At 38.7% G+C, this 15687-nt stretch carries 17 protein-coding genes; 15 read left to right on the top strand and 2 right to left on the bottom strand.

Features of this window, described 5'->3' with window-relative positions; genetic code table 11:
• Position 1 precedes the first annotated feature (1 nt).
• The 7 genes from H6G57_RS17300 to H6G57_RS17270 all read left to right on the top strand — a co-directional run bounded on the left by H6G57_RS17300 (position 2) and on the right by H6G57_RS17270 (position 6855).
• Positions 2 to 379 carry a response regulator gene (locus H6G57_RS17300; protein ID WP_190520727.1) on the top strand — a complete coding sequence of 126 codons (378 nt, stop codon included), beginning with the start codon at positions 2 to 4 and terminating at the stop codon, positions 377 to 379.
• A gap of 140 nt (positions 380 to 519) precedes the next feature.
• The gene (locus tag H6G57_RS17295) at positions 520 to 915 is read left to right on the top strand and encodes a response regulator (RefSeq protein ID WP_190520725.1); all 396 of its coding nucleotides are present in this window, start codon (positions 520 to 522) and stop codon (positions 913 to 915) included.
• A gap of 373 nt (positions 916 to 1288) precedes the next feature.
• Positions 1289 to 1642 (top strand): late competence development ComFB family protein, encoded by a 354-nt coding sequence (locus H6G57_RS17290; RefSeq protein WP_190520723.1) that lies wholly within the window; start codon positions 1289 to 1291, stop codon positions 1640 to 1642.
• 398 nt (positions 1643 to 2040) lie between these two features.
• Complete coding sequence (locus H6G57_RS17285; protein WP_190520721.1) at positions 2041 to 4437, top strand: response regulator; 2397 nt, start codon at positions 2041 to 2043, stop codon at positions 4435 to 4437.
• A gap of 130 nt (positions 4438 to 4567) precedes the next feature.
• Positions 4568 to 5251, top strand: a complete 684-nt coding sequence (locus tag H6G57_RS17280; protein WP_190520719.1) for a Uma2 family endonuclease — start codon at positions 4568 to 4570, stop codon at positions 5249 to 5251.
• Between the two features lie 118 nt (positions 5252 to 5369).
• The gene (locus H6G57_RS17275; protein WP_190520717.1) at positions 5370 to 6053 is read left to right on the top strand and encodes a Uma2 family endonuclease; all 684 of its coding nucleotides are present in this window, start codon (positions 5370 to 5372) and stop codon (positions 6051 to 6053) included.
• 118 nt (positions 6054 to 6171) lie between these two features.
• Complete coding sequence (locus tag H6G57_RS17270) at positions 6172 to 6855, top strand: Uma2 family endonuclease (RefSeq protein WP_190520715.1); 684 nt, start codon at positions 6172 to 6174, stop codon at positions 6853 to 6855.
• A 102-nt stretch (positions 6856 to 6957) separates the two neighbouring features.
• Here the strand turns inward: H6G57_RS17270 and H6G57_RS17265 are convergent, their stop codons facing one another.
• Complete coding sequence (locus H6G57_RS17265; RefSeq protein ID WP_190520713.1) at positions 6958 to 7842, bottom strand: hypothetical protein; 885 nt, start codon at positions 7840 to 7842, stop codon at positions 6958 to 6960.
• A gap of 357 nt (positions 7843 to 8199) precedes the next feature.
• On the opposite strand from H6G57_RS17265, the gene H6G57_RS17260 reads away from it, so the two are divergent.
• The 7 genes from H6G57_RS17260 (at position 8200) to H6G57_RS17230 (ending at position 13525) form a co-directional block, all read left to right on the top strand.
• Positions 8200 to 8385: a type II toxin-antitoxin system HicB family antitoxin gene (locus H6G57_RS17260; RefSeq protein ID WP_190520711.1), complete on the top strand. Its 186-nt coding sequence runs from the start codon at positions 8200 to 8202 to the stop codon at positions 8383 to 8385.
• 68 nt (positions 8386 to 8453) lie between these two features.
• The gene (locus H6G57_RS17255) at positions 8454 to 10301 is read left to right on the top strand and encodes an N-6 DNA methylase (RefSeq protein WP_190520709.1); all 1848 of its coding nucleotides are present in this window, start codon (positions 8454 to 8456) and stop codon (positions 10299 to 10301) included.
• Entirely contained in the window at positions 10298 to 10492 is a 195-nt protein-coding gene (locus H6G57_RS17250) for a type II toxin-antitoxin system HicB family antitoxin (protein WP_190520707.1), read from the top strand. Before H6G57_RS17255 ends, H6G57_RS17250 begins: the two co-directional genes overlap by 4 nt.
• Before the next feature lie 9 nt (positions 10493 to 10501).
• Positions 10502 to 11749 (top strand): type ISP restriction/modification enzyme, encoded by a 1248-nt coding sequence (locus H6G57_RS17245; RefSeq protein ID WP_190520705.1) that lies wholly within the window; start codon positions 10502 to 10504, stop codon positions 11747 to 11749.
• 101 nt (positions 11750 to 11850) lie between these two features.
• Positions 11851 to 12054 (top strand): type II toxin-antitoxin system HicB family antitoxin, encoded by a 204-nt coding sequence (locus H6G57_RS17240; RefSeq protein ID WP_190520703.1) that lies wholly within the window; start codon positions 11851 to 11853, stop codon positions 12052 to 12054.
• On the top strand, positions 12051 to 12275 hold the full coding sequence (locus H6G57_RS17235; RefSeq protein WP_190520701.1) for a type II toxin-antitoxin system HicA family toxin: 225 nt from the start codon (positions 12051 to 12053) through the stop codon (positions 12273 to 12275). The genes H6G57_RS17240 and H6G57_RS17235 overlap by 4 nt, the downstream gene beginning before the upstream one ends.
• 8 nt (positions 12276 to 12283) lie before the next feature.
• The gene (locus H6G57_RS17230; RefSeq protein WP_190520698.1) at positions 12284 to 13525 is read left to right on the top strand and encodes a type ISP restriction/modification enzyme; all 1242 of its coding nucleotides are present in this window, start codon (positions 12284 to 12286) and stop codon (positions 13523 to 13525) included.
• Here H6G57_RS17230 and H6G57_RS17225 read toward each other — a convergent pair.
• Positions 13500 to 13670 carry a hypothetical protein gene (locus H6G57_RS17225; protein WP_190520696.1) on the bottom strand — a complete coding sequence of 57 codons (171 nt, stop codon included), beginning with the start codon at positions 13668 to 13670 and terminating at the stop codon, positions 13500 to 13502. The two genes, H6G57_RS17230 and H6G57_RS17225, sit on opposite strands and share 26 nt — an antisense overlap.
• Between H6G57_RS17225 and ribBA the strand changes: the two genes are divergently transcribed.
• On the top strand, positions 13661 to 15385 hold the full coding sequence (gene ribBA, locus H6G57_RS17220) for a bifunctional 3,4-dihydroxy-2-butanone-4-phosphate synthase/GTP cyclohydrolase II (protein WP_190520694.1): 1725 nt from the start codon (positions 13661 to 13663) through the stop codon (positions 15383 to 15385). The two genes, H6G57_RS17225 and ribBA, sit on opposite strands and share 10 nt — an antisense overlap.
• The last annotated feature ends 302 nt before the right edge of the window (positions 15386 to 15687 follow it).

The following is a 15687-nucleotide window of genomic DNA, read 5'->3' as shown; positions in this document are numbered from 1 at the left end:
GATGCTAAAACCGAAACGGATTCTGGTCATTGATGACGAACTTAACCTCTGCATCATCATTCAGGCTTGTCTGCAAAATCTAGGGGGTTGGGAGACGCTAACGGCTTTATCCGCTCAAGAAGGACTAGAGATCGCCCAAACTCAACACCCGGATGCAATCTTACTCGATGTGATGATGCCTGACATGGACGGACTCACGGTATTCCAAGTGTTGCAGGAGAACTCAGCGACTTCAACAATTCCAGTCATTTTTTTCACTGCGAAAGTGCAGTCCACCGACTTAAAGGAATTTGCCAAACTCGGTATTGCTGGAGTGATTGCAAAACCCTTTGACCCTTTGACCCTGGCAGATCAAGTGGCTTCTACCTTGGGATGGTAATGCTCTTGGCCAGCCAAGACAGTATCCCCTTCCCTCAAAATTTCCTCAAGTTGTTGTTTTAAGGTGTAGGTGTAGGGAAATTACTACATTGAAGTGTTTTTTCTGATGCCTCTTGGGCCATGCTAGGAGGTGCAATGAGCATGATTAATATAGTTACTCAAACTAAACGAATTTTATTCATTGATGATGAATCCAACATCCGACAAATCGTGAAAATATGTTTGGAAACACTAGGGGGTTGGAATGTATCATTGGCAGCTTCGGGTCAAGAGGGTTTAGTGAAGGCTGTTTCAGAAAAGCCTGATGCGATTCTACTGGATGTGATGATGCCTAATATGGATGGTTTAGCTGTATTGCAACAGCTACAAGCGAATCCTATTACTCAGCCTATCCCCGTTGTGTTTTTAACGGCAAGACGCAGTTTGACTGAACCCTATCGGTTTCAAGCGTTGGGTGTGAAAGGTGCGATCGCTAAACCCTTTGATTCTCTCACTCTAGTACCCCAAATTGCCAATACTCTCGGCTGGAATCTATAGCACTAGGGAACCAGGGCTGTTTCGTTCTCAAGGCAAATTTCTCTGAGACCTCTCGGGGTTAGGGGGGATCATCTGTAGCATCTATAATGGGATTTCAGATAACATCTTGATCCTCAAAAGTTTGTAAAGAAAAGTTTCATAAATTTGCTAATTATTACAATTACACCCTTATTCACAAGCCTGTAATCCTTGCTGAACTTAAATCTAAAGGATTTTATAGCCTTGAAAAATAACTTGAGAAAAAAATCCTCAAATTTCCCTCAAATTTGTTTTTTAATCTTTTAAGCGTTACAGCCTCCGCGCCCTTTCTTCGCAGAAAAGGGTTATGCAAATTTTGCATCTATTACCGATTAAATTTTTTAAGGAGTAAACAATGGAACATAAACTACTCAATCTGACTTTACCTTTCGTCATTGAGGAGATTGACAACATTTTAGAAACCTATCCTAAGTTTCTCCATCAGGAAACTTTCTCGGCTAATCGCTTACGTCAAGAATTAGTTGCTTATGTTCTGAATCGTGTTCCTAATAAATACGTTGTAGTAGACAAAACAGAAGACTTTGAACAGACAAAATTATCGATTCCCTATTCAAGTCAACGGTTCTTAGATATCGAATATTATATTCATTTAGGCATCCGTGATATTTTGGGTGCTTTTAACCAAACTAACTGTGACATTCAACCCAATAATAATCAGAATTTTCGCAATTACCGGAAAGTAAGTTAAACAAACAATAGATTAATAAACCTCATTTAGAAATGGAGATTAAAAAATGTTATTTTCAACTTGTCCTTGCTGCTCTGATACTTTACTTCGGCACATTCGTGCAACAGAAATTCACTGGTTTTGTCGTCACTGTTATCTGGAAATGCCCAATTATGACAGCCTTGTAGCTAACTTAAAAACAACTGTCAATGTGAGGAACTCCAGCGGCTTAACTCAAGTGAGTTCCTTGAGGCAAAAATTTTAACCTTAAGATAAGTAGGCGGGAATAAATAACGTCAAAAAACCGAAAGCTAAAACCCTTATCCTGAAGGACTTACAGCATTTAGTATTTTAACTTTAATTATGACCACCTACTTAATTCCAAATTTTGAAGCTTGCTGAAGAAAAAGAGAGTTCTAATGAAAATTCTGCTCGTAGAAGATGACGAGATGACAGCGAATATCCTAGCACAAGAACTCACGACTCACCATTACACGGTTGAGATAGCAACAGATGGTCAAATGGGTTTGGAACTAGCTCAAGCTATCCCCTATGATCTCCTCATCCTCGATATTATGCTTCCGAATTTAGATGGAATTAATCTGTGTCGCCAATTGCGATCGCACGGGTCACAAATACCCATTTTACTATTAAGTGCAAAGGAAAATAGTAGTGATCGGGTCATGGGTTTAGAAGCCGGAGCCGATGATTATGTGATCAAGCCCTACGAACTCCCTGAATTAATCGCTCGAATTCAAGCCTTACTGCGACGAGGCAGTTCAACCTTACCTCCGGTATTGACCTGGGAAAAACTTCAACTTCAGCCAGAAGCTTGCCAAGTGACCTATGACGGACAACTGTTACACCTAACCCCAAAAGAATATGGTATTTTAGAGCTTTTCCTCCGCAATCCTCGACGGATTTTCAGTCGCAGTGCGATTTTAGATCACATCTGGCCAAGCGGGGAATTCCCCCAAGAAGATGCCGTCTCCACCCAAATCAAAGGGTTGCGACAAAAGCTCAAAGGAGGCGGAATGACGATCAATCTGATTGAGACGGTGTACGGATTAGGTTATCGGCTAAAAGCTCTACCGGAAGAAGTTCCCTCCGCAAAGACGGCACAAGAAAAAATAGAACCCGTAGGAACCCTATCCACTCCAGTACCTGTGGCTTCAGCAGACCAGTGGCAAGCTCAAGCCGAAGTTCAGGCTGTCATGCAACAAGTCTGGGACAACTTCAAAGAAGGTTTTGATCTGCGGATGGCGGTGTTCGAGCAAGCCATTGCCCAACTCTCGGCCGGGAGTCTGGCTGAGGAACTGCGAGCTTCTGTTCAAGGGGAAGCACATCGTTTGATTGGCTCACTGGGTTCATTGGGCTTACCAAAAGGTTCAGAAGTCGCGCGACAGATTGAACAGTTGCTTCGCTTAGAGTCATTGGGTGAAAATGAGGCGCGACAACTCGAAGAATGGGTTGGGCATCTCAAACAAATTGTAGACAGCAAGCCATCGACAATGGCCCTGGCTTCCGATTTTAAGGTGGGGTCGGGTCGGTTGTTGGTTGTTGATGGTGATACAGAACTGACTCAACAGATCCAACGGAAAGCACTCATTTGGGGTTTTCAGGTGGAAGTGACAACAGACTTAACAACAGCAAGAAGATCCATTGCATCCCATCTACCGGATGTCATTCTTCTTGACCTCACTTTTCCCCAGACTCCAGAAAATGGAATGACCCTACTCGCTGAATTGGCGCAACACCACCCCCAAATTCCTGTGTTAGTGCTGACGACCCAAAATGAGTTAGGCGTTCGAGTAGAAGTTGCCCGTTTGGGCGGAAATGTCTGTTTAGAAAAACCTATTAGTCCAGAAGAAATTCTCAAAGCCGTTAGTTACGAACTCAACCGCCCCCAGAAACCGGAAGCCAAAATCCTGATTGTCGATGATGATTATCAGGTACTAGCGGCGTTATCAAGTCTCTTAGCACCTTGGGGCTTTCAGGTCAAAACCTTAGCAGACCCCCAGGAATTTGAGCAAACTCTCGGATTCTCTGTACCCGATTTACTAATTTTAGATATCGAGATGCCCGGTTTTAGTGGCATTGAACTGTGTCAAGTCATTCGCGGTGATCCACGCTGGCGCGAGTTGCCTGTGCTGTTTCTATCTGCTCATCATAATCCAGAAATCATCCATCAGGTGTTCGCTGTCGGTGCAGATGACTATGTGCAGAAACCCATTATTGGGCCTGAATTGATTGCCCGCATTTTAAATCGTCTGGAACGAACCCGAATTCTTAAGAGATTTGCAGAAATTGATGAACTCACAGGTACAGCAACTCGGCATAAGTCTATTTTGGATTTAGAGCGATTAATCCGTTTGGCACAGCGCCAAAATCAACCGTTGTGTTTTATGATTCTGGACTTAGACCACTTCAAACAAGTCAATGATCTACACGGTCATGAGGTGGGAGATAGAATCCTATGCCAATTCGGAAGGCACTTAAAGCAGTTCTTTCGGTCTGAAGATATCCTCGCTCGTTGGGGTGGCGAGGAATTTGTTCTAGGTTTATATGGTATGACGCGAGAGCAGGGTGCAAAACGGCTGAATGAATTTTTGAATATCTGGGGTCAGCAGAAGTTTATGGGTGTGAATCATCAAACCTTTCAAGTCACATTCAGCGCTGGAGTCGCCGAGTATTCTCAGGATGGTGCTAAATTACAAGCGCTTTATTCAGCCGCTGATGCCGCCCTATACCAAGCTAAGGAAATGGGTCGAAACCGAGTCCTGATATCAAGTACCCCTATCATTGAGAAGCTCTAATTGTTGGTTGCTTAACATTGTTCTGATACTTTGTTATTTCCCCTTGACAAACAAAGCCGAAGAAAACTAAAGTTAGATTTGGTATCATTTAAGAGTATAATTATTGTCTAATTCGGGAGAAAAATCAAACATGATATCAACAACAATTTCTCCTAAATTAACGATTCCTCCTTTAGAAAACGGAGATCAACTAACCCGTGCTGAATTTGAGCGTCGTTATTCTGCTATGCCTCATCAGAAAAAGGCAGAATTAATTGAAGGAGTCGTTTATATGGCATCGCCTTTGCGAATCACTAATCATGGCAATCCTCACGCTCGAATCATGACATGGTTAGGATACTATTGGTCGGGTACACCAGGAATTGAATTGGGGGATAATGCTACAGTACGTCTCGATTTGGATAATGAACCTCAACCTGATGCACTACTAAGAATTGAAGTTGGCGGACAATCTAGGATTAGTCAGGATGGCTATGTCGAAGGTGCACCAGAATTAATCGTAGAAATTGCTGCCAGCACTGTGTCAATTGATGTTAACCAAAAATTGAAAGTTTATCGTCGAAATCAAGTACAAGAATACTTAGTTTGGCGAGTTGATGATCATGAATTTGATTGGTTTAGGTTAAATGCTGGAGAATATATTAAACTAGAACCTGATAGCAACGGTATCATTTATTCGCAAGTTTTCCCCGGTTTAGGGTTAGATAAAGCAGCTTTATTAGCGGGAAATTTAGCCAAGGTTTTAGAGGTTTTGCAACAAGGTTTGGCAAGTCAAGCACATCAAGATTTTGTGCAACAATTAGTTAAAGAATAGATGGCGTTGGCAATCTTTGGAGCGCGTTAGCACTCATCGCACACCCGATCAATTTGCGATCGCCATTTTAATCACAAAATTAATCTATAATAAATTATAAGTCGCTTCTGGAAAAACCATGATCGCTTCTACTGTTTCTCCTCCGGCAACAATTCCGCCATTAGAAAACGGCGACAAACTAACTCGTATCCAATTTGAACGCCGTTATCAAGCAATGCCTGAAATCAAAAAGGCAGAATTAATCGAAGGAATTGTTTATATGGCATCTCCAGTCAGAGCAAAAAAACACAGTAAACCTCATTCTCACATTGTCACTTGGTTAGGAACCTATGAAGCAGCTACACCAGGAGTAGAAACACTGGATAATGCCACTGTGCGCCTTGATGCCGATAATGAACCGCAACCCGATGCTTTATTAAGAATAGAACAGGGTGGACAATCGACGATTAGCGAAGATGATTATGTCGAAGGTGCGCCAGAATTAATTGTAGAAATTGCTGCTTCTACTGCCTCAATAGATTTACATCAAAAACTTAACGTTTACCGTCGTAACGGGGTACAAGAATATTTAGTCTGGCGAATTTATGATAGTGAATTGGATTGGTTTAGATTAAATGCCGGAGAATATATTAAACTGGAACCTGATAGCAACGGTATCATTTATTCGCAAGTTTTCCCCGGTTTATGGTTAGATAAAGCGGCTTTATTAGCGGGAAATTTAGCCAAGGTTTTAGAAGGATTGCAACAAGGATTGGCAAGTCAAGCCCATCAAGACTTTGTACAACAATTAGTTAAAGAATAGATGGCGTTGGCTATCTTCGGAGCCCGTTAGCACTCATCGCAGACTCGATCAATTTGCGATCGCCCTTTTGATCACAAAATTAATCTATAATAAATGATAAGTCGCTTCTGGAAAAACCATGATCGCTTCTACTGTTTCTCCTCCGGCAACAATTCCGCCATTAGAAAACGGCGACAAACTAACTCGTATCCAATTTGAACGCCGTTATCAAGCAATGCCTGAAGTAAAAAAGGCAGAATTAATCGAAGGAATTGTTTATATGGCATCTCCAGTTAGAGCAAAAAAACACAGTAAACCTCATTCTTGGATTATAGGTTGGTTAATTGCTTACGAAGCAGCTACACCAGGAGTAGAAACACTGGATAATGCCACTGTGCGCCTTGATGCCGATAACGAACCACAACCCGATGCTTTATTAAGAATAGAACAGGGTGGACAATCGACGATTAGCGAAGATGATTATGTCGAAGGTGCGCCAGAATTAATTGTAGAAATTGCTGCTTCTACTGCCTCAATAGATTTACATCAAAAACTTAACGTTTACCGTCGTAACGGGGTACAAGAATATTTAGTCTGGCGAATTTATGATAGTGAATTGGATTGGTTTAGGTTAAATGCCGGAGAATATATTAAACTGGAACCTGATAGCAACGGTATCATTTATTCGCAAGTTTTCCCCGGTTTATGGTTAGATAAAGCAGCTTTATTAGCGGGAAATTTAGCCAAAGTTTTAGAGGTTTTGCAACAAGGTTTGGCAAGTCAGTCCCATCAAGATTTTGTGCAACAATTAGTTAAAGAATAGATGGTGTTGACGATCTGACTTTATTTTAAAATAACATTTTCTCCCTTTTTTTCAACAGGGGGAAAATGTTAAAATAGACGTGAGGATTAGAACAAAATGCTGTTAACCCAGAGTAAAATCGGAAAGATTAAGATTTGTAGATGTGATCCCTTTGAAGACCGCTAAAACTTGTCCTGTATCCGCAATATTTACGATTGTATCATTAGCATAAAGACCCGTACCTTGAGTAATCGTGACATTAGAAATATCTGCAATCCCTTTTAGCAAAATATGATCGGTTCCCGGTTCAAAATCCATAATAATATCTGCTAAATCAGCGTTAGGCGGACTAAATTTCCCAGTCAATACAAAGGTATCTGTACCACCGCCACCAATCAAAGTATCTTGACCCCCACCCCCATCTAACAAATCATTACCGTCGCCACCCGTTAAGGAATCACGTCCTCGTCCTCCTAGGATTACATCGTCTCCTGCGTCACCTAAAAGCGTATCATTTCCACGATAACCTGTTAAATAATCATTCCCAGTAGTTCCCGTTAAACTATCATCTTCATTCCCAGGTAATAAAGAATTATTCCCTTGTGAATTCGTTCCTTGATTAGGAGAAAAAGGCGGATTATTCCCTTGTAAATTCGTTCCTTGATTAGGAGGAAAAGGCGGATTATTCCCTTGTAAATTCGTTTCTTGATTAGGAGGAAAAGGCGGATTATTCCCTTGTAAATTCGTTCCTTGATTAGAAGAAAAAGGCGGATTATTCCCTTGTAAATTCGTTTCTTGATTAGGAGGAAAAGGCGGATTATTCCCTTGTAAATTCGTTTCTTGATTAGGAGGAAAAGGCGGATTATTCCCTTGTAAATTCGTTCCTTGATTAGAAGAAAAAGGCGGATTATTCCCTTGTAAATTCGTTTCTTGATTATTGAGGCTATTTACCCCACTTGGAAAGCTTTCGGGATTTTCGAGAATGGGTAATTCTGTGCTGGTAGCCATAATAAAATCTCTCTTAATTAAGTGTTTAATTTAAGTTGTTCGTTACATTTTTGGATGAGGATGACTCTAATAGAATCCTGAATTAAGGGATTACTATATTAAGGGTCTGGCTTAGGTTTAACTCACAACTTATCTTGTTTACTATTAACGGTTGTGGAAATTACAGCAACAATGTTGTTTAGATTACAGTTTTGTAATTTTTCTAGTTGGGGCTATTACCTTACCCCATGCTCATTCATTCTTCTTCAAAAATAAGAAATTGATGAGAAAATGATGAGAAATTGATAAGAACAATGAGTTAAACAATTGATTGAACTCAACATCTTTGAGGGTTAAATATCCCCAGGAGAAAACCTGATGAAATGGCCTGTTATTTTAAAATCTGACCCGGAAACTGGAGAATTGGCTGTTTGGTGTCCAAAGTTACCCGGTTGTATTTCCGCAGGTGAAATAGAAGCAGAAGCTTTAGAAAATATCACCGAAGCCATCGCACTTTATCTTGAACCTGATCCGATTATATTAATCGAAAATAGCACAATTTAGATCGCCAACTTCAAGCAATTTTAACCTATAATACTCATCAAGACAATCTGTTTTAAGGAATGATCAGCATGAATTTTGAAGTTTATTTGCGATCGCTTCAAAAAAATTTACAACGAGGGAGTGAACGCACTCATTACCCCGCTTTAAAAACCTTATTAGATCATCCCTCAAAACAGATTGAAGCCAGTATTGAGGAAAAAGGAAATAAAGCCGGAATACCTGATTTTACCGTAAGAAAACGCGAGTTATTAATTGGATATGTAGAAGCGAAAGATATCGGAATTGATTTATCAACCGTTGAAAAAACAGAACAGTTAGAACGTTATCGAGAATCCCATATTGGGGCTAATTTAATTTTAACCAATTATTTAGAATTTCATTGGTATGTTAACGGAAAATTACGGTTAAAAACCCTTTTAGGAGAACAAGTTAATCATCAGATTCAATTCATTGATCCTGAACAGACTAATCAATTAATACAAGGGTTTCTGAACTATCAGGGCGAAATAATTAATAACCCTGAAGATTTAGCAAAACAGATGGCAAGATTGACAAAAGCCATTCGTTATGCAGTCATAGAAGCCTTAAAACTAGAAACAGAAACCGGACAACTGCATCAACTAAAAAAGGGATTTCAAGAGGTTTTATTACCGAATTTAGAACAATCTACTTTTGCGGATATGTATGCTCAAACTGTCGCCTATGGTTTATTTACAGCTAGGGTTAGTCATGCTCAAAACTCTCAAAACTATGCGTTTGAACGACGCACAGCCGGGTTATATATTCCCGATACAAACCCGTTTTTAAAGCGGTTATTTAATACGGTTGTTGATACGGATGCGCTTTCTCAAATTAATTGGGCTGTTGATGATTTAGTGCAGCTTTTAGCCCAAGTTAATATGACGAATATTTTAGAAAATTTTGGCAAAACTACCCGACAGTCAGATCCGGTTGTACATTTTTATGAAACCTTTCTCGCGGCTTATGATGCTGCTTTGCGGAAAAGTCGAGGGGTTTATTATACACCTGAACCTGTGGTATCTTTTATTGTGCGTTCAGTGGATTTAATTCTAAAAAATCGGTTTAATTTAGCGTTAGGTTTGGCTGATTATAGTCAAGATAAAACTACAAAACAGCCAAGGGTACAAATTCTTGATCCCGCAACGGGAACTGGAACATTTCTCTATACTGTGGTAAATCAAATTTACCAAAATTTAGATGAAATGGGGTTAGGAAGGAGTTGGAATGATTATGTTAAGGAGCATTTATTTAATCGTTTATATGGATTTGAATTGTTAATGGCTCCCTATGCGATCGCTCATTTAAAATTAGGGTTACAATTACAAAATTATGGTTATCAATTTCAACAGAAACAACGATTAGGAATTTATTTAACCAATACCTTAGATGAAGCGTTAAAAAAATCTGAGATTTTATTTGGTCAATATGTCGCCCAAGAAGCCAATGAAGCCGCAGCAATTAAGCGAGATTTTCCAGTGATGATAGTCATAGGTAATCCCCCTTATTCGGGACATTCTGCGAATAACAGTGCATGGATCTCAGGATTAGTAAAAGACTATTATTATGTAGATGGTGTACCATTAGGGGAACGTAACCCCAAATACTTACAAGATGATTATGTTAAATTTATTCGGTTTGGACAATGGCGAATTGACCATACAGGTTCAGGAATTTTAGCATTTATTACCAATCATGGTTATCTGGATAATCCTACCTTTCGAGGGATGAGACAAAGTTTAGAGAAAACCTTTGATGAAATTTATATAATGGATTTACACGGGAATAGTAAGAAAAAAGAAGTGACTCCTAATGGTTTACCCGATAAAAATGTATTTGATATTCAGCAGGGTGTCGCTGTTTGTTTTATGATTAAATATCCCCAGGAAACAAGATGATCCGAACCCCAAAATTTACCGCTATCATTGAGCGTGAAGGTGATGGTTATGTTGCTTTATGTCCCGAATTCGATATTGCTAGTCAAGGTGATTCTATTGAAAATGCAAGAAATAATTTGATTGAAGCTTTAGAATTGTTTTTTGAAGTGGCTGATCCTTCAGAAATACAAAATCGCTTAGGTTTAAATTGAGGTTGTCTAATGACTAAATATTATCATATTGATATCTGGGGTTCACGGGAAGATAAATATCGTTATCTTAATGAAAATGATTTTACGACAATTGAGTGGAAAGAAATTTTCCCGACTTCACCTTTTTATCTTTTTATTCCTCAAAATCAAGATTTATTAGCAGAATATAACCAAGGATGGAAAATTACGGATATAATGCCTGTTAATTCAACGGGTGTTAAGACTCATCGAGATCATTTTGCTTTAGATTTTGATGCAGATGTTTTAAGAAAACGAATAGAAGATTTTAGAAACCGGAATATTACTGATGATGTTATTGCTAATAAATATGATATTGCTGATACTCGTGATTGGAAAATTAGTAAAAGTAGAGATTCATTAGTTAATAACTCTGAATGGGAAAAATACTTTACTTATTGTCTTTATCGTCCGTTTGATTGGAGAAATTATTATCACCATCAAGATATTGTTGAATTACCAAGATGTGAAGTCATGAATCAAATGGTTTTAGGTCATAATCTAGGATTAATTTGTAGTCGCCAGCAATCACAAGCAGATATTTGGAGTTTGATTTGGGTAGATAAGGGGATTATTGAGTGTTGTGCAATCTCTAATAAAACCAAAGAAACTAACTATTTATTCCCGCTTTACATTTATCCTAACACCGAAAACGATCAATATAACTTATTTACAGAACGTACCTCTAACTTTTCCCCCAACTTCCTGAGTGAAATTAAAGCCAAATTAGGATATATCCCCACACCAGAAGCAATATTTTATTATGCTTATGGAATTTTCCATAGTCCCACTTATCGTGAACGATATGCAGAATATCTCAAAATAGATTTTCCTCGCTTACCCCTAACCAGCAATGAGCAATTATTTAATAATTTAGCCCAAAAAGGCGAAGAATTAGTTAAATTACATTTAATGGAATCTCAACAACTCAATCGTTTGATTACCCAATACCAAGGAGAAGGAAATAATAACGTTACAGAAATCACCTATAAACCCCAACAGCAACGAATCTATATTAATAAAACCCGTTATTTTGAAGGAATACCGCCGGAAATCTGGGAATTTAAAATCGGCGGGTATCAAGTATTAGATAAATGGCTAAAAGATCGTAAAAAAGCCAATCGTAGTTTATCGTTTGACGATATTCTACATTATCAAAAAATTGTTGTCGCATTAACAGCAACCTTAAAGATAATGAAAGAGATTGATCAAATCATTCCTGAATGGCCGATTCAATAAAATTGATTGAATTGAAAATGCGATCTATAATAATTAATGAGTTAAACAATAGCCTCGAACTCAACGTCTTTGAGGGTTAAATATCCCCAGGAGAAAACCTGATGAAATGGCGTGTTATTTTAGAACCTGACCCTGAAACCGGAGAATTGGCTGTTTGGTGTCCAGAGTTACCCGGTTGTGTTTCCGCAGGTGAAACTGAAGCAGAAGCGTTAGAAAATATCACCGAAGCGATCGCACTTTATCTTGAACCTGATCCGATTATATTAAAAGCAGGATCTCTGGTGCGAGAGGTTTCTGTGACATGACTCGTATCCGCAGAATGAATGCAGATGAAGTTGAAAATATCTTAAAAAATTATGGTTTTGAGTTAGTTTCACAGAAAGGGAGTCATCGAAAATGGCGCAATTTAGATCGCCAACTCCAAACGATTGTACCCTATCACAAGGGCCGTAATTTACCTATTGGTACGTTACGCAATATTATGATCAATGCTGACATTCCAGAAACAGAATGGAAAAGTGAGTAAAATAATTTATGACTAAATATTATCATATTGATATCTGGGGTTCACGGGAAGATAAGTATCGTTATCTTAATGAAAATGATTTTACTACAATTGAGTGGAAAGAAATTTTTCCGACTTCACCTTTTTATGTTTTTATTCCTCAAAATAAATATTTATTAGCTGAATATAACCAAGGCTGGAAAATTACTGATATAATGCCTGTTAATTCAGTGGGTATTGTTACGGCAAGAGACTCATTAACCATAAGATGGTCAGAGCAGGAAGTCCAAGATACGGTTAAAGATTTTGTTTCACTTCCTATAGAAGTCGCTAGACAAAAATATGATTTAGGAAAAGATGCGCGAGATTGGCAGGTTGAACTTGCTCAAAATGATTTAAAGAAAAATGGAATTGAAAATAGTAATATTGTCCCGATTTTATATCGTCCTTTTGATATTAGATTTACTTACTATACAGGACAAACAAGAGGGTTTATTTGTATGCCTCGGTTTGAAGTCATGGGTAATATGTTAAAAGATAATCTAGCCATTGTCTCTGCTAGAATCAATAAATCAAAAGACTGTGATCATTTTTATTGTTCTCGTTTTATCACTGAAACGAAATGTGGAGAATCTACAACTCAATCTTGTCTTTTCCCGCTTTATATTTACCCAGATACTCAAAATGACCAAGGGACATTATTTACAGAGCGCACCCCTAACTTTTCTCAAAATTTCCTCAGTGAAATTAAAGCTAAATTAGGATATATCCCAACCCCAGAAAAATTTTTCTATTATACTTATTCTATTTTCCAGAGTCCTACCTATCGAAAACGATATGCAGAATTCCTAAAAATAGATTTTCCTCGCTTACCCCTAACCAGCAATGAGCAATTATTTAATAATTTAGCCCAAAAAGGTGAAGAATTAGTTAAATTACATTTAATGGAATCTCAACAACTCAATCGTTTAATTACCCAATATCAAGGAGAAGGAGACAACAACGTTACAGCAGTCACCTATAAACCCCAACAGCAACGAATCTATATTAATAAAACCCATTATTTTGAAGGAATACCGATGGAAATCTGGGAATTTAAAATCGGTGGCTATCAAGTATTAGATAAATGGTTAAAAGATCGGAAAAAAGCTAATCGTAGTTTATCCTTGGACGATATTCTACATTATCAAAAAATTGTTGTCGCGTTAACAGCAACCTTAAAGATAATGAAAGAGATTGATCAAATCATTCCTGAATGGCCCATTCAATAAAATTTTGAGTTGAAAATGCGATCGCACTGATCTGATCGCTATAGGCTAAAATTCTAAAGGAATGGGATCTCGATTGTTCAACAGCGTTACAATCAATAAAGAAGCGTTGATGAAAAAACGATTTTGAACGAGTCTGTGCTACCAACAAACACCCCTCCCACCGTCCAATTTGACACCATTGAAGCCGCCTTAGCAGATCTCAAAGCGGGGCGTTGTATTGTGGTGGTTGACGATGAACACCGCGAAAACGAAGGCGACTTAATTTGTGCTGCCCAATTTGCCACACCCGATATGATTAACTTCATGGCGGTATATGCACGGGGATTAATTTGTTTAGCGTTAACGGGAGAACGTCTCGATCAGTTAGACTTGCCGTTAATGGTCACGAAAAATACCGATGCTAACCAAACGGCGTTTACGGTTAGTATTGATGCGTCTCCTCAAATGGGGGTTTCAACGGGAATTTCCGCCGATGACCGGGCTAAAACGATTCAAATTGCCATCAACCCGGCGACTCGCCCCGAAGATTTACGACGTCCGGGCCATATTTTCCCCCTACGGGCCAAGGAAGGCGGGGTATTGAAACGGGCCGGACATACGGAAGCCGCCGTTGATTTATCTCGGTTGGCGGGGTTATATCCGGGGGGTGTGATTTGTGAAATTCAAAATTCCGATGGGTCAATGGCGCGACTTCCTGAATTATTGGAATATGCCAAAGTTCATCATTTAAAATTAATTACCATTGCAGATTTAATTAGTTATCGCCTCAAACATGATCGTTTTGTTTATCGAGAAACCGTTGCTAAATTACCGACACAATTTGGCGATTTTAAAATTTATGCCTATCGCAATACTTTAGATAATACCGAACATATTGCTTTAGTTAAAGGTGATCCTGAAGAATTTAAAGAAATGCCTGTGATGGTGCGAGTTCATTCAGAATGTTTAACGGGAGATTCCTTTGGATCAATGCGCTGTGACTGTCGAATGCAGTTACAAACAGCGATGAAAATGATTGATTATGCCGGGTCGGGAGTGATTGTTTATTTACGCCAAGAAGGGCGAGGGATTGGATTAATTAATAAGATTAAAGCTTATTCTTTACAGGATATTGGACTTGATACTGTTGAAGCCAATGAACGCTTAGGTTTTGCCCCAGATCTACGGGATTATGGCATGGGGGCGCAAATGTTAAATGATTTAGGAGTCCGTCAAATTCGTTTAATTACCAATAATCCCCGAAAAATTGCCGGGTTAAAGGGTTATGGAATTGAGATTGTAGATCGAGTACCGTTAATTATTGAAGCAACGGATTATAATACGGTTTATTTAGCAACTAAAGCTCAAAAATTAGGGCATTTATTATTGCAAACTTATTTAATTACCATTGCGATTAATTGGGATGAACCTCAACCTTCTTCCCTGAATTTAGAAGAAGAATATCTCGAACGACAAAGACATCCGACTTCTGTACAAAGTCGTTATGAACGGTTAGAAAAGTTACGTTTTTTAGCCCAAACCAATGATTTATTACTCCAAGAAGAAGCTCGACCTGTGGCGATCGCGTTGTTTGATCAAGCATTATTAATTATTAATTTAGGCTTTGATCAAGCCGGAGTTGCTGATCCCCACTGGTATCAACAATTGGATCATCCTTACTTAAAAGCGATTACAACAATTTTAGATCAAATTACTCAATGGCCCCATCTGCAAAAATTACAATTTTTGATTTCTTCTGGGGTAGATCCCCTGACGAATTTACAAGCACAACTCAAGCATAAACAATTTCCGATGACTCAACTCCCTTCTTCCATTTGTCAACAGTTAAAACCCCAAACCATTTATAGCTTTTCATCCTAAATAAACCGTAGTGAGGGCTTTAGCCCTCTCAACCCTACAACTTTGAGAATCAACAAACTTCTGATAATTGGGAGGAATTCTAAGATGCTAAAGCCCTCTCAACCCTACAATTTTGAGAATCAACTCCAAGTTGACAACAATTAATCCCTTGACGGAAAACGGCAAACAGTAGATATTATTGACAGGGAAATTGTGAGTTGGGATTGATTTTCAGTCAAAATGTTGAATCATGAACAATACAACAACCCCCGATAAACTCCCAATGCGTAACGAAAGTTCCCCGTTGCTAACCCCCAAAAAAC

This window comes from Planktothrix sp. FACHB-1365, assembly GCF_014697575.1.
GTDB lineage: Bacteria > Cyanobacteriota > Cyanobacteriia > Cyanobacteriales > Microcoleaceae > Planktothrix.
The sequence above is the reverse complement of the archived record's forward strand: the minus strand, read 5'-3'. Positions and strand labels throughout refer to the sequence as shown.